We start from the raw sequence: 17,987 nt of genomic DNA, 5'->3' as shown, positions 1-17,987 counted from the left end.
CTCGTCAGGCTCATAACCTGAAGGTCGCAGGTTCAAATCCTGCTCCCGCAACCAAAAATAACCAAAAATTTACAATCACTTACGCACCGCGAAGGCGGGACTTTATGCGTTTGCAGGCCTGGCCATTGCCGAGCTTGACTTGAGCAAAGTCCACGTTCCAGACGTGATTAGGATACTTCGGCCGGATCAGGATGATTGAACGGTCTTTGTGGTATAGGGGCCTCCTCCTCGTATTCTCGTTCTCAAGGCTGTGCAGCTCCAGCAATTGAGACCTGCTCATGCCACCGAACTGGTGCCGCCAAGTGTAGCTGCCCGCATCGCAGTTACCAGCACCGCGGCAATTGGTGTGCATGCCGCTGCCATCCGCCAGCTTCAGTTCGATCTCAAGCTAGAGTTTCAGGTTGTCCCTGTCCAAATATTGCTTCCGAGCCATCTTCTGGTCCCCTTTATCGGCAAGAGTCGTGGCCCAGGTTCAGCGGGGTAAAGACAGCTGGCGGGCACCGCGGGCGGGAATCAGCTGGCTTGGTTGCCGAAAATCTCGGTAGTGCTTTGCAGGACATGCGGCGCATCGGGCCGGTGCCGCAGATGGCCAGGTTGCCTTTCGGCTTTCCCCGTTCAGCCCCAACCAGGGACTTTGGTCGAATACCGCGGCTTCCGCCGATGGTCTAAGCCTTTGAGCAGCACCGGACCGAGTGCCTGCAATTGAAGGTGCATGGCCGCCAGTTCCGCTGCATTTCTTGGATCAATTGTTGGGAGGAATGGCATGAACATCCACACAACCGGGCTGGCCAACTCGGCACTGGACACGGCGCATCTGGGCGTCGAGTTTCCGTTCAAGCCGCGCTATGGCAACTTTATCAACGGCGAATTCACCGCGCCCCGCTCGGGCCAGTATTTTGAAAACACCACCCCGATCAACGGTGATGTGATCTGCGAGATTGCCCGCTCGAACGCCGATGATGTCGAGGCGGCGCTGGATGCGGCCCATGCGGCGTTTCCGGCCTGGGGCAAGACCTCGACCACCGAGCGCGCCAACGTGCTGCTGAAGATCGCCGATATTATGGAGGCGAACACCCAGCTGCTGGCCGCGGCTGAAACGCTGGACAACGGCAAGCCGATCCGTGAGTCGATCCATGCCGACCTTGCCCTCTGTGTTGACCACTGGCGCTATTTCGCGGGCTGCATCCGCGCCGAGGAGGGCCATATCTCGGAAATCGACGCCGACACCTATGCCTATCACATTCCGGAGCCGCTGGGCGTGGTCGGTCAGATCATCCCATGGAATTTCCCGCTGCTGATGGCGGTGTGGAAGCTGGCGCCGGCGCTGGCGGCGGGCAACTGCGTGGTGCTTAAACCGGCAGAGCAGACGCCGGCCTCGATCATGGTTCTGGCGGAGCTGATTGCCGGTGTGCTGCCAGCCGGCGTCCTGAACATCGTCAACGGCTTTGGGCTGGAGGCGGGCAAGCCGCTGGCCTCGTCGAACCGGATCGCCAAGATCGCCTTTACCGGCGAGACCACCACCGGGCGGCTGATCATGCAGTATGCCAGCCAGAACCTGATCCCGGTGACGCTGGAGCTTGGCGGCAAGTCCCCGAACATCTTCTTTGAGGATGTGATGAGCGCTGATGACGCTTATTTCGACAAATGCCTGGAAGGTTTCACCATGTTTGCCCTGAACCAGGGCGAGGTCTGCACCTGTCCCAGCCGGGCGCTGATCCAGGAGTCGATCTATGACGACTTCATGGCGCGCGCGATCGAGCGCGTGAAGGCGGTGAAGCAGGGCAATCCCCTGTCCATGGACACGATGATCGGGGCGCAGGCGTCAACCGAGCAGAAAGAGAAAATCGCCTCCTATCTGCAACTGGGCAAGGATGAAGGCGCCGAGCTGCTGACCGGCGGCAATGTCTCTGCCCTGGAAGGGCTGGAAGGCGGCAACTACATTGAGCCCACGGTGTTCAAGGGCCACAACAAGATGCGGATCTTCCAGGAGGAAATCTTTGGCCCGGTGCTGTCCGTCACCACCTTCAAGGATGACGCCGAGGCGCTGGAGATTGCCAATGACACGCTTTACGGCCTGGGGGCCGGGGTGTGGACCCGCGACACCAACCGCGCTTTCCGTTTTGGCAGGGAGATCCAGGCCGGACGTGTTTGGACCAACTGTTATCACGCCTATCCGGCGCATGCGGCTTTTGGCGGCTATAAGCAGTCGGGCATCGGGCGGGAGAACCACAAGATGATGCTGGACCACTACCGTCAGACCAAGAACCTGCTGGTGAGCTACAGCCCCAATGCGCTGGGGTTCTTCTGAGCAGCCGAACGACGGGCGGCCCCGGGATATCCGGGGCCGTTTTCTTTCATTTGGCGGGGGAGTCTGCAATGACAGGGCCAACGAGCATGACTGTGACGGCAACGGAGGCGGCGCTGCAATTGATCGGGGAATTGAAGGCGCAGTTCGGGCCGGATCTCTTGTTTCATCAGTCCGGCGGCTGCTGCGACGGGTCCGCGCCAATGTGCTTTCAGCAGGGGGATTATATCGTCGGAGACAGCGATGTCCTGGTTGGAGAGATCGGCGCTGTGCCGTTTTACATGAACGCTGATCAATATGACCGCTGGAAGCATACCGATCTGGTGATCGACGCCATCGACGGTATAGGCGGGATGTTTTCGCTGGAAAACGGCAGCGGAAAGCGGTTCCTGACTCGCTCGGACGTGTGTCTCCGCTAAAGCCGCTTGCGGGCTAGTCAGATCAGAGCACGCTCCAGGAATGCGCGCAGTTCGCTTGTGTCTATCGGCTTGTGCAAAAGCGCTGCGTTCAGTCCGGCGCAGGCCGCCGCCAGATCTGGTGAGCGGTTTGCGGTGACCAAGCAAGCCGGGACCGGCCCGTGCTGCGCCCTGAGGGAGGCAATTGCGTCCGTTCCCACTGCGCCGTTGTCCAGCTGATAGTCGGCAATGATAGCATCGGGGCAGATGTCGATTTCCTGCAGCAGTGCGCTGGCCTCGGCGCAGCTGGCGCAGGGGAGCACATTGAGCCCCCAGCTCTCCAGCGTGATTTCCAGCGCCGCCCTGAGACCGGCGTCGTTTTCGATCAGCGTGACAATCCGGTTTTCGAACGGGACCACCGCAAGGGGGCTGGGGCCGGCCAGCGGCGAAGGCGCACGCGCCGCCGTGCTAAGCGGCAACTCAACCGAGAGGCAAGTGCCGAGCCCGACTTCGGAACTGAGGTTCAGCGGATGCTTCAACAGCCGGCAAGCCCGTTCTACAATGGCAAGCCCGAGCCCCATGCCGTCCGAAGGGCTGGCCTTGGCGTTGAGCCTCTGAAATTCCTGAAACACTCTGTCCTGATGCTCCGGGGGGATGCCGGGGCCGGTGTCGCGGACCTCAAGCAGCACATGTCCATGCCGCTGCCGCACTCCGATAAGAACCTTTCCGCGATCGGTGTAGCGCACTGCATTGGAGGCCAGGTTTTGAAGGATGCGGCGCAGATAGGCGGCGTCGCTATCGACCACGGCGCTGCTCCGCACGACCCGGAAGTCCAGCCCCTTGAGCCGGGCAACGGGCTCCAGCTCGTCTTTCAGCTGGTCCAGCATTGCGTCAAGGCTGATGGCCGTGCGGTCAATGGCAGCGAGGCCGGAGTCGAGCTTGGAAATGTCCAGCAGGGCACCGAGGATTCGTTCAACCGCCACCAGGGCGTTGCCCGCCTTGGCGGCCCGGTCTCTGAGGCCCGGGTCGCGCAGATCGTCCTCCAGCGAGCCGACATAAAGCTTGGCAGCCGACAAAGGTTGCAGAAGGTCGTGGCTGGCGGCGGCGACAAACCGGGATTTGGAGGCATTGGCGCGTTCAGCCTCTGACAGCGCGTCCTCCAGCTCCAGCGTCCGTTCAGCCACCCGCTGCTCCAGCGTTTCGTTGACTTGGGAAATGGTGCGGACGGCCGCGCGTTCGGCGGTGACATCTGTAAAGCTGATGACAAAGCCTTTGTCCGGCATCTGCTGTGCAAAGACTGTCAGGATGCGGTCGCGGCCCAGACCGATCTCGAAGGAAAGCGGCGCCCGCTTGGCGGTGCTGGCAACCCAAGCCTCGACTTCTTCCGGCCGGGTGCCGCCGAGGATCCGGATGCTGTCCGCGGCCTGGCGGTACAGGGTTGCAAAGAACATGCCCAGCTGGAACTTGCCCGCGGGCATCGACAAAAGCTCCCCGGCTCGGCGGTTCCAGCCGACCAGGCGGTTCTGGGCGTCAAAGATGCAGACACCCTGGTCGAGATGCTCCAGCGTTGCCTTGATTACCCGCGACTGGTCGTCGAGCAGCCGCTCGCGCTCCTGCCGCTCCAGCCGCATCATGTCGGTGATGTCGGTTTGCAGGATCACGGTGCCGCCGTCCGGGGTGCGGTGCTCGCTGACCTGCAGCCAGCTGTTGCCGGCCATCATCACGTTGAACACCGCATGGTCGTCCTTGTGGCGGGCGATCCGGTAAGCCTCCCAGCCGGCGGCGGTTTCTCCCTCCGGCAGCGCTAGATGGGCGCTGTTTGCCACCAGATTCACGTAGTCGGCAAATTTCAGTCCGGGCCTCAGCGCATGGTAGATATCGGCCATGTGCTTGCCGAACCGGGTGTTGCACATGACCAGCACATCCTGCGCGTCAAACAGCGCAAAACCTTCCTGCACCGTCTCAATCGCATTGGCCAGATTGGCGCGGGCGGCCTCGGTTTCGGCATTGGCCAGCGCCAGCCTGGCGTTCGACTCGTTAAGCAGGTCCAGCGCATGCTCCAGCTCGCGGGTGCGCAGGCGCACTTCTTCCTCCAGCATCACAGCGCGCTGGAACTGGGCGTAGGCCTCGCCGGAGGCATCCGAGCTCTGCTCGGCGCGGCGCATCAGGGTTTCCACGATCTTCAGCAGCTTCTGGTTCTGCCGCTCCGGCGGGTCGCTGGGGTCGATCAGCTCATGCACCATGGCTCAGCCCTCGTCCGGCGGATAGATTGCTACCCCGGTCAAAGTCTGGTTGACATGCATTGAGTTGATCTGCTCGCCGTAAGTCGAAAAACCGACCACCCGGTTGTCGCGCAGAATGCGGGAAATGTCCTGCGAGACCTGTTTCTGCTGCGCCTCCAGCCGCCGCAGGATGCAATCGCAGGCCAGGATAATCTCTGGGCGGCGCTCGGCGCTGAGGGCGGCCATTTCGCGCTCCAAGTGAGTGACCATATCCTCCGGCTCAGCCAGGGTCAGCACCACGCCTTCGTCGATGGCGGAAAAGAACACCAGCTCGTCATTGTCGGCAACCCGCTGGATGGCGCGCACATGGTGCTGGTCGCCGAACTGCACCGCGACCGGGTGGGCGGCAAAGGTGAAGGGGGTGAGCTGTTCCGGATCCTTGCCCAGAACCCGGGCGTATTCGCGGGCCGCGGGTTCGGCATTGATCTCATGCACCACCCGGCGGGCCGGATCGGCCCCGGTCACCACCATGCGCTTCTGCGACGGGATCAGGTGGTCGGTCTTGAACACTTCGATCGGGCAGCGGCTGCGGACCTGGATCAGGATGGCGGCGTTGGAATGGGCTTGGCCGCCATGCAGCACATATGTCTTGCCGAAGTTGGTGCCGTCGCCCGCGGAACCTCCGAAAAAGGCCACCGGCCCCAATCCGACCGACAGTTGCGAGGTCAGCGTGTCCTCCTTGGTAGAGAGCCCATCGACCAGCAGGAAGGTGAAATCCGACACCCAGTCACCGGTGTCCTGTGCCATGTGATTGCGGTTGCGGATCATCCGTTCGATCACGCTGTGCGGATCAAAGCTGCCGAGATCCTCGATCAGGATGGTGCGGGTCTGGAAATGCGACTGGGAAAACCCGATGGCAACGATCTCGCCCTCGACATAGCCGGCCGCTGAAATCTCTCCGGCAGAGGTGCAGCCGACAACCTGCGCCGGGGCAAAACGGCGCTGTGCCTCATCAATCAGACGGGCAACGTCGGTGTCTGGTGACAGAAACAGAACCACCAGCGATAACCCGTTGGGGTTCAGCGCCTGTGCGAGCTGTTCCACAGCATCCGTTGCCCGGCAGTCAACCGAGCCGGACCGGACGACCTGAGGTTCCGCCACGGACGTGCGTGACGGACCATGGACAGGGTCCATCCTATTTCTCCTCCCCGTTTTTGCCCGCCAGATTAGGCGGGCGGCGGCGTGCCTTGCAAGACGTTAGCAAAGCTCGCCTGCTTGGCGGCCAGAACCGCCTGGGTGCGGCTTTGCACCCCGAGTTTCCGCATAATGGCGGTGATGTGGGCCTTAACGGTAGTTTCGGCAATAGACAACTCATAGGCGATCTGCTTGTTGAGCTTGCCCTCGCAGATCAGCTGCAGGATGCGTGCCTGCTGGTTGGTAAGCAGTGACAGCCGCTGAAGCACATCGTCGTTGTTTTCCGAGTCCCCATCCAGAAGCACATAGCCGTCGGGCAGGAACACATCGCCTTGGCTGATTGTCTCCAGCGCTTTTTGGAACACATCGCGCTGGCTGTGTTTTGGGATGAAGCCATTGGCACCGGCATGGATGACTGAGCTGACGATGCGGTTGTCTGCCATTGAGGACACCACGAGGATCGGGCAGCCGGTCACCTTGCGCAGGCGCAGCAGCCCGTCCAGCCCGTTGACGTCGGGCAGGTTCAGATCCAGCACCACCAGGTCAACGCGGACGCCGCCGGCGAGCATGTCGAGCGCAGCCTGCAGCGCCGGCGCGGTGTGCATGCTGCTGATCGCGGAAACGGCCTGCAGTGTCATCGCCAAGGCGTCACAGAAAAGCGGGTGGTCATCCACCAGCAGCGCCGCATGGAACTCTGGAGTGTTCGGCGTGTCGGTGTGTGTCGGCATATTTGCACCAGAGCTGTTGTTTTCCTGCCAGCTTAGCAAGCTGACAGCAGCAGCGGTATACGCCTAAAGTCGCATATGGCAGGCGCGCTCCCTCCGGAAGCGCGCCTGTGTTCCTTGCTTGCGGCCCTCTGCCGGGCGGATCAGTCTGCTTGTGCCAGCTGGCGCGGCAGGCGGAACGTCCAGAGCATGCCGCCCTGGTTCAGGTAGTTGACCTTTTTGGCCACCTCGCCGCCCCACAGCGGCACCGCGCCGCCCCAGCCGGAAATGACCGAGACATACTGCTCGCCGTCCTGTTCCCAGGTGATCGGCTGGCCGACGATGCCGGAGCCGGTCTGGAACGACCACAGTTCCTCGCCGGTTTCGTCATCAAAGGCGATGAAACGGCCCTCGGGGGTGCCGGTGAACACGAGCCCGCCCGCGGTGGTCATCACCCCGGCCCAGAGGGGCGCGTCGTTCTTGTACTCCCACTTGATGTCGCCGGTGTCCGGGTCGATCGCCTTGAGGCTGCCGATATGGTCCTCGTAGTTCGGCTTGATGGTGAAGCCCGCGCCGAGGTAGGCTGCGCCCTTCTTGTAGCTGATCGGCTCGTTCCAGATGTCCATGCCCCATTCGTTCGAAGGCACATAGAAATTGCCGGTGTTCTGCGAAAACGCCATCGGCATCCAGTTCTTGCCGCCCAGGAACGACGGCGAGGCAAAGATGACCTCTCCCTTGTTGCCGTCGGCCGCATCCGCCGGGTTTCCGGGGCGGTTGTCCTCATTGAACACCGGGCGGCCGGTTTCGTCGATACGCTCAGCCCAGGTGATGTCCTTGACGAAGGGCGACGCGCTGACGAATTTTCCATCTTCCCGGTTCAGGACATAGAAGAAGCCGTTACGGTCGGCGGTGGCAAAGCGCTTGTTGCCGCTGCGGTCGGTGTAGGCGACCACCTCGTTGACGCCGTCATAATCCCAGCCTTCGCGCGGGGTGGTCTGGAAGTGCCACTTGATCTCGCCGTTGGCGGGGTCGATGCCGATCCGGCTCGCGGCGTAGAGGTTATCGCCCGCGTTGCCCTCCACCGGGGTGCCTGCGTTGCGCAGGTGGCTGTTCCAGGGCGCCGGGTTGCCCGCGCCGAAGACCAGGGTATCGGTTTCCGCATCGTAAGAGCCGCCGAGCCAGGTGGCGCCGCCGCCGGTCTTCCACATGTCGCCCGGCCAGGTGGCGTTAAGGGTGCCGGTCATGTTGCTTTCCTCACCCTTGAAGGTGCCCATGTGGCCCTCGATCACCGGCCGGGTCCAGACCAGCTCGCCGGTTTCGGCGTCGCGTGCCTGCACCTCGCCGACAATTCCGAACTCGCCGCCGGAGTTGCCGGTGATCACCAGCCCGTTGACGATCAGCGGTGCTGCGGTCATCGAGTAACCGGCCTTGTAGTCGGCCACCTTCTTGCGCCATTTCACGTCGCCGGTCTTTAGGTCCAGCGCCACGATGCGGGCGTCCAGCGTGCCGAAATAGAAGGTGTCGCCATAGATCGCGCCGCCGCGATTCACCACGTCGCAGCAGGGCAGGATGCCTTCGGGCAGACGGGCGTCATACTGCCAGATCTCCTGGCCGGTCTCGACGTCGATGGCATAGACCCGGCTGTATGAGCCGGTGATGTACATGACACCGTCGTAGATCAGCGGCTGGGTTTCCTGGCCGCGCTGCTTTTCACCGCCCAGGCTGAAGGCCCAGGCAGGCACCAGGTTTGCGACATTATCCTTGTTCAGTGTGTCCAGCGGGCTGTAGCGCTGCAGGTGCCGCCCCATCCCGTTTGTGACCACCTGCGTTGTGGTCGTCTGGTCGTTCCTGAGGTCGTCTTCGGTGACTCCGGCGTGGCTGACGCCCGCCATCATGGTCCCCGCGGCGACCGCCGTGATGAAGCGGTTCATTGGGCTCCTCCCTTTCATTGGATATTCCTCAGCCACCGCCCTGCGCGGGCTGCCGGCCTGCCACAGTATCCAAGGCGGGCCGGGCGGGCGGTATTGCACAATGGTCGTATGCGGGCAGCGGCAGGGGGAAGGGCGGCGCAACGCGACAAAGCCCGGCGCCTTGCTGCCCGGGTTTGCGCTGCATTAGCCAGCGGTGTCCGCGGCCGCCTCAGCCCGGTTTCGCGGCCTTGCGGATCAGCCCGCGCGCCGGGTCGTAGCCCCAGACCGCCAGCCCCAGCCAGACCAGTCCGGACAGCAGCACCCAAGCCAGCGCGGCGGCGTTCAGCTGCTGATACAGCGCAAAGCGGATCAGCTCGACCGCCTGGCTGAAGGGGTTCACGGCGCAGATATCTCGCAGCAGCGCGGAGCTTTCGGCCATCTTCCACAGCGGGTAAAGCGCGGTGGACAGGAAGAACATCGGAAAGATCACGAAATTCATCACCCCGGCGAAATTCTCCAGCTGGCGGATCACCGAAGACAGCGCCAGCCCCAGCGCCCCCAGCATCAGCCCGGCCGGGACCAGGGCGGGCAGCAGCGCGGCATAGCCGCCCCAGCCAAAGCGGATGCCGAACAGCGCTGCCAGCGCCAGGAAAACATAGACCTGCAGGATCGAGATCGCGGTGCTGGCAAGCAGGCGGCAGACCAGCAGCCACCAGCGCGGCAGCGGGCTCGTCAGCAGCAGCCGCATTGAGCCCATTTCCCTGTCATAGACCATCGACAGCGAGCTTTGCATGCCGTTGAACAGCAGGATCATACCGCACAATCCGGGCACGATATAGACCTCGTAAGTGGTGTAGGTGGCATAGGGCGGGGTGATTGACAGGCCAAGCGCGGCGCGGAAGCCCGCGGCGAAAACCACTAGCCACAGCAATGGCCGCACCAGTGCCGCGACAAAGCGTCCGCGCTGGCCGATGAACCGCAGCGCCTCGCGCTGCGTGATTGCTGTCAGGGCTGCCAGCCAGGCGGTCATGCCGCCTGTTCCGTCAGCCTGAGGAAGTGATCGGCCAGCCCCAGACCGCCGCGCAGCTGGCGGGCGGTTCCGTCTTGCGCCAGCCTGCCGCGGTGCAGGATCAGCAGCTGGTCGGCGTCCTCCACCTCATCAGTCAAGTGGGTGGCCCAGAGTACCGTCAGCCCCTTGCGCCGCGACAGGTCGTGCACATGGTCGGTGATCGCGCGCCGGGTTGCCGCATCCAGCCCCACTGTCGGCTCGTCCAGCAGCAGCACCTTGGGATGGTGGATCAGGCTGCGGGCAATCTCCAGCCGGCGGCGGTGGCCGCCATTGAGATCGCGCACCCGCTCCCCCATCCGGCCGCGCATTTCCAGCCGCTCCAGCGCGGCCTCGATCCGGGCCTGCGCCCTGGCACCGCGCAGCCCGTGCAGGGCGGCGAAATAGCTCAGATTGCGCTGCACCGTCAGGTCCAAGTCCAGCGTCGGCTGCTGGAACACCACCCCCATCCCGCGCAGCGCCTTGCGCGGGGCTCGAGCCATGTCGTGTCCAGCGATCTCGATCCTGCCCCGCGGCGCGGTGAACAGGCGGGTAAGCAGCGCAAACAGTGTCGACTTGCCCGCCCCGTTAGGGCCCAGCAAAGCGCAGAAGGTGCCAGGCTCAACCCGGAAGCTGACCCTGTCCAGCGCCTGCCGGGTGCCGTAGGCATAGCTCAGGTTTTCCACCCGAAGCCCGGTCATTGGATGGTGATCTCCAGCCGCTGAGTATCGCCGGTCGAACCGGGCACCTTGAGGTGGTAATTCCCGGGTTTCAAAGCGATAAAACCAATCTCCATCTCGCCGGCCTCGTCAAACTCGATGCTGTCGAGCCCCAGCGGGCGGATCTCAAGGCCTTCCACGACAATCTCGTCGATCCAGACCGCGCGGAAGAAATCCGCGCCCGTCAGTGCCAGCTCCTGGCTGCCGTCGCCTCGAATCTCGAACTCGTAATAGGTGCCGGATTTCAGCGCCCAGGGGGCGTCGGCCAGTGGCATCCCTGCGGACAAAGTGACCGGCGGCAGGTCTTCTTTGTTGGAGGCGGACAACAGCCCGGCGAGGCCGAGGCCCGCCTTGCCCTGATCGTCATCATCGCTATCGGCGAAGCCGGCTGCGGGCAGGGCCAAGCACAGAACCGTGGAAAGAATACGGGATTTCAGCATCGGGTGTCCTCCTGTCGGGATGCGGTTTGCCGCGGGGGCGGCAGTTGTCAGGGCCGCAGCGCCGCTCCCCAGGGAAAGCGGCCGACCTTGATGGATTTCAGTGCCTGGCGCTTGGCGGTGTCGATCACGGTGACATCACCGGACACGCCGTTGGTGGTGAACAGCAGCGACTTGTCCGGGGAAAACGCCATGTGCCAGACCCGGCGGCCAACCAGGATGTAGTCTTCCACCTCAAGCGTCCCGGCATTGACCACCGCAATATGGTTGGACGGCCCCAGCGCAACGAAGGCAGTTTTTTCATCGGCCGTGAAGGCAAATCCCACTGGCTGCACCCGGTCGGGATGCACACCTTTGACATCGAAGCTTATCTTTCCAGTCTCAGTCTGAGTGGCGGTGTCGAAAACGGTGATGGTGCCGCCGATCTCGGAGGAGACCCACAGCGCGCTGCCGCCTGCGGTGAATTCGGCGTGGCGGGGCCGGGAGTCGACCAGCGTATTGGCAAACAGCTGTTGCGTATCCGTGTCGATCCAATGCGCCATATTGGTGGTCTCTGAGGTGGTGATGGCGATTTTGCCATCGGGCGAGACTGCCATGCCTTCGGGTTCGATCCCGACATTGATCTGTGCGACCACCTTGCGGGTTTCGGTGTCGACTACCGTGGTCACGGCATCGTCCTCGTTGGCGATGTAGAGATGCCGGTCGTTCGGGTGCAGCACGAATTGCTCGGGATCCTCGCCGGAGGGCAGCTCGTGCAGGATCTCGCCGGTGGCGGCATCCAGAACCTGAACCGTGTCGCTGTCAGAGGCGCAGACATAGGCTTTTGAGAAGTCCTTGGAGAAGGTGATGCCGCGCGGCCGCTCCCCGGTTTCGATGGTGCGGACCACTTCCAGCGTGGCGATGTCGATCACGCTGATGGTATCGTCCTTTTCGTTTGTGACCCAGATTTCCGCGGCATCAAGCGTTGCGGCCGGGGCCAGCAGCGCTGAGAAGGCGAGCGCGGCAAGGGGTTTTGCAATAGATGTCATTGGAAGGCTCCGCAGCGGCTTTCGGGTTCATCAAGGCCCAGGGTGTCGAGTTCGCTGTGCTGGTGCAGGAAGCCGGGCAAGGGTGCCTGCGCCGCCAGCGCGCGGGGGGTGGCGAGCGGGATCGGCTGGCGCAGCTGGCCGTTCCAGCGGCGGTAGCTGAGCGGCCGGCCCTTGAAACCGGCCAGCTCGAAACTGTCCGACAGGATGAAGCTGCGCAGAACTGCCGCGCCGGCGGAATTCGTGCGCGTCACCGCCTCGCCGATGGTTCGCATCGCGGCCCAGGCGGCATAGTCCCGGGCAAGCATCTTGCGGCCGGCGAGCTCCTGGAACCGGGATTGAAGCTGCGCCGCGCCCCATTGCTCGACCACCGGCGCCCAAGCCGTTGGCACTAGCCCTTCGGAACCGGCAACCGGCCGCGGCAGCCAAGTGTTGTAGGGCAGATAGCGGGCAAAGTCCTGCAGCTCGTCGGCAACCAGCAGCAGGTCATGGCGACCCAATTCCTGCGACATCAGCGGTACCTCTTGGGCGGCATTGCGGCGCATGTCGGCACCATAGTCCCAGGTCTGCTCGGCAGTGATTTCCAGCCCGAACTTGGCGGCGCTCTGGCGCAGCGCAGCGGCAAACGCCTGATCCTGCGGGTGGCTGCCGGAAATCAGCGCCAGCCCGGTCCAGCGCTTGGACAGCGCAAACTGCATCAGTGCGTCGCTGCGCATCAAGTCCGAGGGCAGGCTGTGCAGGAGGTTGCGGCGGCAGTCGCCGCTGCGCAGGCCGGTGTCCGGGCTAGCGCTGTTGAACAGCAGGGCATTCTGCGCCTCCGGCAGGTCGGCAGCGGCCAGCAGTGCCGGTTTGGGCGCATCCAGGATCAGCAGCTTGCTGCGGCTCAGCGCGGTCCGCACAGCCGCGGCAAAATCGCCGTCCTCAGGGACGGAAATGGCCTCCAGGCTGTAGCTGTGCCCTAGAAAGCCGCCGGTGGTCCGGTTGTCGGCCAGCCCCAGCTGCGCGCCTGTCTCGCCAAGATCCGCGGGCGGCGGATCAAGATTGGAGAGGGTCGGGGGCTGCACCTCCTGCTGTTTCAGGTAGATGACCGGCACCTCAACCCCGTTCGCCGCGGCAGAGGCAGCGGGCAACAGGGCTATCACGAATGTGATCAGAAAGCGCATCGGAACACCCGGTTTTGTCTGGATGGGTTGAGCGTACTGCCGCCCGGAGGTTCGCTGCCATTGGACCAAGGTCGTAGGCCGCCTGCGCGGTTCTCCAACTTAAGTCGCGTATCGGGGCAGGGCGCAGGCTGGCTATTCTTGCGGCAAGCTCAAACTTACGGGAGGAACTCATGTTCAAACTGCCTCTTGCGGCCCTTGGCCTAGCAGCACTTGCCACAGCGGCGCTCGCCCACGGAGATGTCGCACCGCAACCGATGAATACCGATGCCCTGCCAGACGTCGGAGAGGAATGGCTGACCGAAAACCCATATCGCGGCAAGGATGCGGAAGTCTGGCAAACAGCGGTCGACATCGGCAGCAGCGGCTACAACCAGAATTGCGCCCGATGCCACGGGCTGGGCGGCGTTTCCGGCGGGCTGGCACCTGACCTGCGCTACCTTGAGGCAGAAGAATTCGGCGACGAATGGTTCGTTGAGCGGTTCCGCAGCGGATACACCCAGAACGGCATCACCAAGATGCCCGCCTTCGGGGAGCTGCTGGGCCAGAAGGCCGCCTGGGCGATCCGAACCTACTTGGAAACCCGGCCCGATGACGGTGCCCTGGACGAGGCCACCGGCCGGCTGCTGGAAATCCGCGATGAGCTGACAACGATGGCCGGCGGCGGGGGCGGAGATGCGGCTGCGCTGCAGGCGGAGCTTGCCAAGATTGCAGAGGGTGTCGAAACCGGCTCCGGCGCACCGGTGGCTGACAGCGTGGCTTACCGGGCTGCCAGCCTGATCGATGGCGCAAAGCCGGACTTTGCGGGTGCCGCGGAGGCCTTGACCGTGGGCTTGTCAGCAGCTCATTGACCCGAAGGGCTGAGACAGATGAAACATAAGCTGGCCGGTCTCCTCGTCTTTGCAGCGCTTTTCTGCGGCTGGGCGCAGGCGGGACTGGCCCGCTGCGCCAGCCATGTGCCGCAGCCAAAACCGCAGAATGCTTCGCGCGATATCGTCGGGCAGGACCTTGAGACAATCACCGAGCGCGGATTCATCACCTTTGCCGCCTACGAGGATTTCGCGCCCTGGTCTTACGAGGAGGCGGGCAAAATAAAGGGGGCAGACATCGATTTGGGCCGGATGATTGCCGCGGAGCTGGGGGTGGAAGCGCGGTTTTCTCTGGGCGCGGCGGGCGAGAATCTGGATGCGGATCTGCGAAACTGGGTCTGGAAGGGGCCGATCGTGGGCGGCAGCGTGGCCAACGTTATGCTGCATGTCCCCTATGACAGCGAATTCGCCTGCCGGGTCGAACAAGTGGTGTTCACTGGCCAGTATCATGTGGAGGAAGTGGCTATCGCCTACCGCCGGGACGCATATCCCGAAGACCCGCCGGTGCCCGCCTATTTCCGCTTCGACAGCGTCGCGGTCGAGAACGACTCAATCGCCGACTTCTATTTATCGGCCTTTCCCGGCGGCCAGCTGAGCGGCAATATCCGCCGCTACCCGACGGCGGCAGCGGCTATGGCGGGCCTGGATCAGGCGGAGGTCAAAGCCGCGATGGGGCCTCTGGCGCAATTGGAGGCCGGGCTGACCGCGCGGACCGCGGTCCATACACCGCCGCTGCCTGGCTTTTCCGCGGGGACTTGGACGTCAGGCGTAGCTGTGCACTTTTCCTACCGTCCGCTGGCCTATGCGGTGGAAGATGCCATCGCCGCTGGACTGCAGGACGGCCGGATTGCCGCCATTTTCGCAGCTCATGGCCTAAGCCACCGGCCGCCGGAACTTCGCTAGAATACTGCCCCTAACCCACTGTCCTCAATCGGCCATCCTGCGCGAGAAGAGTGGCGCGGGGGCGGCCGGGCAGACGGTCCAGCGCGGTGGCGATTTCAGCTTCGCTCATGAGGCAAAAGGCGGTGGAGGATGCATCCGCCACCGCGGCGCTGTCCGCTTCGGTGCAGACGGTGGCCCAATGCGGCTGGCGGCCGAGGGCGGGGTGCAGAATATGCACGGTGCCGTGCAGCCGCAGGGCGCCGGGGCTGGAGGTCGCAATGGCCCGGCTGGTCAGGCTGCGGGCTGCAAAAACACCGCGCTCCGGATCAGCCAGCCCGATGCGGAACGGGCCGCCGAGCGCGGCAAACTCGCCTGCGTTGATCAGAACCCGCTCCAGCCCCAGGCGGGCGAGCGCGGCGCGGACCGTGTCTGTGGCATAGCCCTGGGCAATGCCGTTGAAGGTCAGCGCCTGGCCCGGCATCAGCCGGATTTCCTGCTCCGCTACGGACACCTTGCGCCAGCCTGTAAGGCGGGCGGCCTCGTTGCGGCCTTCACCGCGCGCGACGGCCTGCCAGACTGGCTGGACTGAGGGGTCGAAGATGCCTCCTGTTGCTGCATGCACTTGGGTGCAGAGCCGGGCTAATTGCAGAAACGGCGGCGGCGGGTTTCTCAGAACTCCGGTCCGGTTCAGCCGGGACAGGGCAGAGGCCGGATCATAGAGGCTGAACAGCTGTTCGGCCCGCCGCAGCTGCGACAGCGCGGCTGCAATCGCCTGATCTGCCAGCGGCGGCGGCGCGTCGATGGTTAGACGCGCCTCGGCGCCAAGGGCAAATCCCCGCCAAGTGACGGGTGCAGCTGGCGCTGCTGGGGCCGCGGCGCCCAGGGCGGCGGCAGAGATTGCCAGGAACCGGCGGCGGGTCAGTCTGGCGCTCATTCCGCGGCCTCCAGCTGTTGTTTCTTGCGCGCCGCCAGGATCAGCGGAACGCAGCGGGCCGGGTCGTCGTGGATCGACACGCAATCGAGGCAGCCAAAGCATTCGTCATAGCGGACCGAACCGGATGGCTCGATCGCGCCATAGGCGCACTTCACCCGGCACAGCTGGCAGGGGCTGCCGCAGGCGGCGCGCCGGGCGATCCAGTTACGCTGCCGCAGCAGCCCGCCCGCCGCCATGGCCGCGCCCAGCGGGCACAGGTAGCGGCAGAACGGCTTGAACAGCACCAGCCCCGCCGCCAGCCAGAACACCGCATAGGCAGTGAAATACCACTCGCGCTGGAAAGTGGTGGTGATCGCGGTCTTGAAAGGTTCGACCTCGGCTGCGGTGTCCACGTGTTCAGGTGCCAGGAAGACCAGCGAGATCAGCGCGCCCAGCACCCCGTATTTGAGGAGTTTGAGCCGCCCGTCCCAGGCTGGAGTAAGGCCCGCCTGAGGCAGTCCCAGCTTGCGGCCCAAGTGCTGCGCGAATTCCTGAAGCGCGCCGAACGGGCACAGCCAGCCGCAGAACAGGGCCCGCCCCCACAGTAAAAATCCGAGGATTGCGAAGCCCCACAGCAGCAGTGAAAACGGGTCGTAGGCGAGGAAGGCAAAGCTGCCGCCCTCGGCCGCGGTGCGCAGCACGCCCAGCACGGTGACGATGGAAAGCTGGCCCTGACCCCACCAGCCGATGAAAACCGTGACAACCGACAGCACCGTCAGCCGTAACGGGGTAAGCACCTTGCGCGCGGCAATCCGGCTTTGCGCCAGCAACAGCGCGGAGGTCAGCGCTGTCAGGAAAAGCGCCAGCAGGACCACGTCGGTTTGTCGGCTGCGCAGCGCCTCCAGCCAGGGCGGCACCGGCGCGGGCGCTTCGTCCCGCAGGAAAAAACGTTCGGGGGTCCGGTGCGTGACCGGGAACTCCACGGTACCGGTCTCGGGTTGGAACATGCCGTGCGCGCGCACCGCCTGGACGTGCAGCGTCCATTCCTGCGCCGGGTCAAAGCCGAGGCGGCGGTCGGCCCGCAGGATCATCGCCGTGCCGTCGTGCAGAGGCGCTGGCAGAGCCGGCGACAGCTCGACCAGCAGATCGCTGTCCCGCAGCGCCACCGGCAGACCGTTTTGGGTTGCGAACACCCGGTCCGGGGCGGTGTTCCGGATGAACTCCGGGCTGACCAGCCCGTGGCGGCCGGTCTCGATCAGCAAGAGAGGCTCATCATCGGGAGAGATCGCCAGGAAATCCTGCAGCTCGTCATAGCCGTCCGTCGACAGAGCAGCCTGAGCGATTGACGGCGGGCCAAGGTCGATGATCCAGAGATCCAGATAGGGGGCCTCGGGATGCTGCCGTGCCTCTGGGTCGTCATCTGCCCAAAGGGTGCCGGCAAAGGCCGCGTCAACCTCCGCATTGGAGACGGTGGCGCGGGCGGCCAGCCCCTGATCGACCAGCGCCGCCCAGTCCAGCGGCTCGCTGTGGTCCAGGTCCGGCCGGGCGGGCGGGGCGGTGATGACGCCGTGCATCTTCTCGCGTGCGACCGCCAGGGCTGCGGCCATGATGGAGTCATGGGCGATCCGAACTGAGGCGGTCGCCTTGGTGACCCCGTCGAGATAGACCAGAGAGGAGCCGGAACCCGTTTCGCCGTAGGGGGTGCCGATGGTGATCGAGGAGAAAACTGACAGGCCCGGGTACTGCTCGAAGAAGCGGTGAAACGGGGCCGGGCCAAGCCCGGAGACAAAGACCGGCTCGTTATGGCTGATCAGCCGGACATCCAGAAAGGTGCCGTCCAGGTCCAGGAGCACCAGCACGTTGACCGGCGCGCCGGAAAACCCGGGCAGGGGGGCTAGCGGCTCGGTTTCAAAGGCATAGCCTGCCTCCGCCCCGCCCGAGTTGAGCAGCGTATAGACACCCTTGCTGTTCACCAGCTCGCCCAAAGAGAATGGCGGCATGATCAGGGCGCTGATTTCCTCGCGCGGCAATGGCGACGCCGCCAGCACGCTGGCCGCAAAGAACCAGGCGTTAAACCAGAGTATGAACCGGGATACGCGCATAGACAGCAGTCTGCCGGGCCCGGACGCCCCGTGCCATTGGACCAAAGTCTGAGGCCGCCCTTACGACCAAAGGCCAATACCGGGGCCGGGGGCTGGCAGCTAGGC

15 protein-coding genes are annotated in these 17,987 nt (G+C 64.1%); 4 read left to right on the top strand and 11 right to left on the bottom strand.

Features of this window, described 5'->3' with window-relative positions; all coding sequences use genetic code 11:
• Window positions 1-763 precede the first annotated feature (763 nt).
• Together adh and AC4HIX_RS18230 are read left to right on the top strand one after the other, a co-directional pair.
• A complete protein-coding gene (gene adh / locus AC4HIX_RS18235) occupies window positions 764-2,308 on the top strand; it encodes an aldehyde dehydrogenase (RefSeq protein WP_490400006.1) in 1,545 nt (514 codons plus the stop codon).
• Between the two features lie 68 nt (window positions 2,309-2,376).
• Window positions 2,377-2,724 carry a DUF779 domain-containing protein gene (locus tag AC4HIX_RS18230; RefSeq protein ID WP_490400005.1) on the top strand — a complete coding sequence of 116 codons (348 nt, stop codon included), beginning with the start codon at window positions 2,377-2,379 and terminating at the stop codon, window positions 2,722-2,724.
• Window positions 2,725-2,741: 17 nt separating this feature from the next.
• On the opposite strand, the gene AC4HIX_RS18225 is transcribed toward AC4HIX_RS18230, so the two are convergent.
• From AC4HIX_RS18225 to AC4HIX_RS18185, 9 genes are all read right to left on the bottom strand, one after another.
• Complete coding sequence (locus AC4HIX_RS18225; protein ID WP_490400004.1) at window positions 2,742-4,943, bottom strand: sensor histidine kinase; 2,202 nt, start codon at window positions 4,941-4,943, stop codon at window positions 2,742-2,744.
• Between the two features lie 3 nt (window positions 4,944-4,946).
• On the bottom strand, window positions 4,947-6,116 hold the full coding sequence (locus AC4HIX_RS18220; protein WP_475047302.1) for an FIST N-terminal domain-containing protein: 1,170 nt from the start codon (window positions 6,114-6,116) through the stop codon (window positions 4,947-4,949).
• Between the two features lie 32 nt (window positions 6,117-6,148).
• Window positions 6,149-6,844: a LuxR C-terminal-related transcriptional regulator gene (locus AC4HIX_RS18215; RefSeq protein WP_475047300.1), complete on the bottom strand. Its 696-nt coding sequence runs from the start codon at window positions 6,842-6,844 to the stop codon at window positions 6,149-6,151.
• A 140-nt stretch (window positions 6,845-6,984) separates the two neighbouring features.
• On the bottom strand, window positions 6,985-8,751 hold the full coding sequence (locus tag AC4HIX_RS18210) for a PQQ-dependent methanol/ethanol family dehydrogenase (RefSeq protein WP_490400003.1): 1,767 nt from the start codon (window positions 8,749-8,751) through the stop codon (window positions 6,985-6,987).
• A 208-nt stretch (window positions 8,752-8,959) separates the two neighbouring features.
• Complete coding sequence (locus AC4HIX_RS18205; RefSeq protein WP_490400002.1) at window positions 8,960-9,760, bottom strand: ABC transporter permease; 801 nt, start codon at window positions 9,758-9,760, stop codon at window positions 8,960-8,962.
• Window positions 9,757-10,476 carry an ABC transporter ATP-binding protein gene (locus AC4HIX_RS18200; RefSeq protein WP_490400001.1) on the bottom strand — a complete coding sequence of 240 codons (720 nt, stop codon included), beginning with the start codon at window positions 10,474-10,476 and terminating at the stop codon, window positions 9,757-9,759. The genes AC4HIX_RS18205 and AC4HIX_RS18200 overlap by 4 nt, the downstream gene beginning before the upstream one ends.
• A complete protein-coding gene (locus AC4HIX_RS18195; protein ID WP_490400000.1) occupies window positions 10,473-10,934 on the bottom strand; it encodes a cupredoxin domain-containing protein in 462 nt (153 codons plus the stop codon). Before AC4HIX_RS18195 ends, AC4HIX_RS18200 begins: the two co-directional genes overlap by 4 nt.
• A 47-nt stretch (window positions 10,935-10,981) precedes the next feature.
• Window positions 10,982-11,959 carry a YVTN family beta-propeller repeat protein gene (locus AC4HIX_RS18190; RefSeq protein ID WP_490399999.1) on the bottom strand — a complete coding sequence of 326 codons (978 nt, stop codon included), beginning with the start codon at window positions 11,957-11,959 and terminating at the stop codon, window positions 10,982-10,984.
• Window positions 11,956-13,119, bottom strand: coding sequence for an ABC transporter substrate-binding protein (locus AC4HIX_RS18185; RefSeq protein ID WP_490399998.1), 1,164 nt, complete (start codon window positions 13,117-13,119; stop codon window positions 11,956-11,958). The genes AC4HIX_RS18190 and AC4HIX_RS18185 overlap by 4 nt, the downstream gene beginning before the upstream one ends.
• Window positions 13,120-13,289: 170 nt before the next feature.
• On the opposite strand from AC4HIX_RS18185, the gene pedF reads away from it, so the two are divergent.
• The gene (gene pedF / locus AC4HIX_RS18180; protein WP_490399997.1) at window positions 13,290-13,967 is read left to right on the top strand and encodes a cytochrome c-550 PedF; all 678 of its coding nucleotides are present in this window, start codon (window positions 13,290-13,292) and stop codon (window positions 13,965-13,967) included.
• Between the two features lie 18 nt (window positions 13,968-13,985).
• Window positions 13,986-14,888, top strand: coding sequence for a substrate-binding periplasmic protein (locus AC4HIX_RS18175; protein WP_490399996.1), 903 nt, complete (start codon window positions 13,986-13,988; stop codon window positions 14,886-14,888).
• Window positions 14,889-14,898: 10 nt separating this feature from the next.
• On the opposite strand, the gene AC4HIX_RS18170 is transcribed toward AC4HIX_RS18175, so the two are convergent.
• Window positions 14,899-15,801 (bottom strand): FAD:protein FMN transferase, encoded by a 903-nt coding sequence (locus tag AC4HIX_RS18170; protein WP_490399995.1) that lies wholly within the window; start codon window positions 15,799-15,801, stop codon window positions 14,899-14,901.
• Window positions 15,798-17,882: a 4Fe-4S binding protein gene (locus AC4HIX_RS18165; protein WP_490399994.1), complete on the bottom strand. Its 2,085-nt coding sequence runs from the start codon at window positions 17,880-17,882 to the stop codon at window positions 15,798-15,800. The genes AC4HIX_RS18170 and AC4HIX_RS18165 overlap by 4 nt, the downstream gene beginning before the upstream one ends.
• Window positions 17,883-17,987: the final 105 nt, after the last annotated feature.

The sequence above is a fragment of the Leisingera sp. genome (genome assembly GCF_982940295.1).
The sequence above is the reverse complement of the archived record's forward strand: the minus strand, read 5'-3'. Positions and strand labels throughout refer to the sequence as shown.

Bases quoted from the DNA above. Each gene is read 5' to 3' on its own strand.
- adh (WP_490400006.1), top strand. From the start codon at position 764: ATGAACATCCACACAACCGGGCTGGCCAACTCGGCACTGGACACGGCG.
- AC4HIX_RS18230 (WP_490400005.1), top strand. From the start codon at position 2,377: ATGACAGGGCCAACGAGCATGACTGTGACGGCAACGGAGGCGGCGCTG.
- AC4HIX_RS18225 (WP_490400004.1), bottom strand. From the start codon at position 4,943: ATGGTGCATGAGCTGATCGACCCCAGCGACCCGCCGGAGCGGCAGAAC.
- AC4HIX_RS18220 (WP_475047302.1), bottom strand. From the start codon at position 6,116: ATGGACCCTGTCCATGGTCCGTCACGCACGTCCGTGGCGGAACCTCAG.
- AC4HIX_RS18215 (WP_475047300.1), bottom strand. From the start codon at position 6,844: ATGCCGACACACACCGACACGCCGAACACTCCAGAGTTCCATGCGGCG.
- AC4HIX_RS18210 (WP_490400003.1), bottom strand. From the start codon at position 8,751: ATGAACCGCTTCATCACGGCGGTCGCCGCGGGGACCATGATGGCGGGC.
- AC4HIX_RS18205 (WP_490400002.1), bottom strand. From the start codon at position 9,760: ATGACCGCCTGGCTGGCAGCCCTGACAGCAATCACGCAGCGCGAGGCG.
- AC4HIX_RS18200 (WP_490400001.1), bottom strand. From the start codon at position 10,476: ATGACCGGGCTTCGGGTGGAAAACCTGAGCTATGCCTACGGCACCCGG.
- AC4HIX_RS18195 (WP_490400000.1), bottom strand. From the start codon at position 10,934: ATGCTGAAATCCCGTATTCTTTCCACGGTTCTGTGCTTGGCCCTGCCC.
- AC4HIX_RS18190 (WP_490399999.1), bottom strand. From the start codon at position 11,959: ATGACATCTATTGCAAAACCCCTTGCCGCGCTCGCCTTCTCAGCGCTG.
- AC4HIX_RS18185 (WP_490399998.1), bottom strand. From the start codon at position 13,119: ATGCGCTTTCTGATCACATTCGTGATAGCCCTGTTGCCCGCTGCCTCT.
- pedF (WP_490399997.1), top strand. From the start codon at position 13,290: ATGTTCAAACTGCCTCTTGCGGCCCTTGGCCTAGCAGCACTTGCCACA.
- AC4HIX_RS18175 (WP_490399996.1), top strand. From the start codon at position 13,986: ATGAAACATAAGCTGGCCGGTCTCCTCGTCTTTGCAGCGCTTTTCTGC.
- AC4HIX_RS18170 (WP_490399995.1), bottom strand. From the start codon at position 15,801: ATGAGCGCCAGACTGACCCGCCGCCGGTTCCTGGCAATCTCTGCCGCC.
- AC4HIX_RS18165 (WP_490399994.1), bottom strand. From the start codon at position 17,882: ATGCGCGTATCCCGGTTCATACTCTGGTTTAACGCCTGGTTCTTTGCG.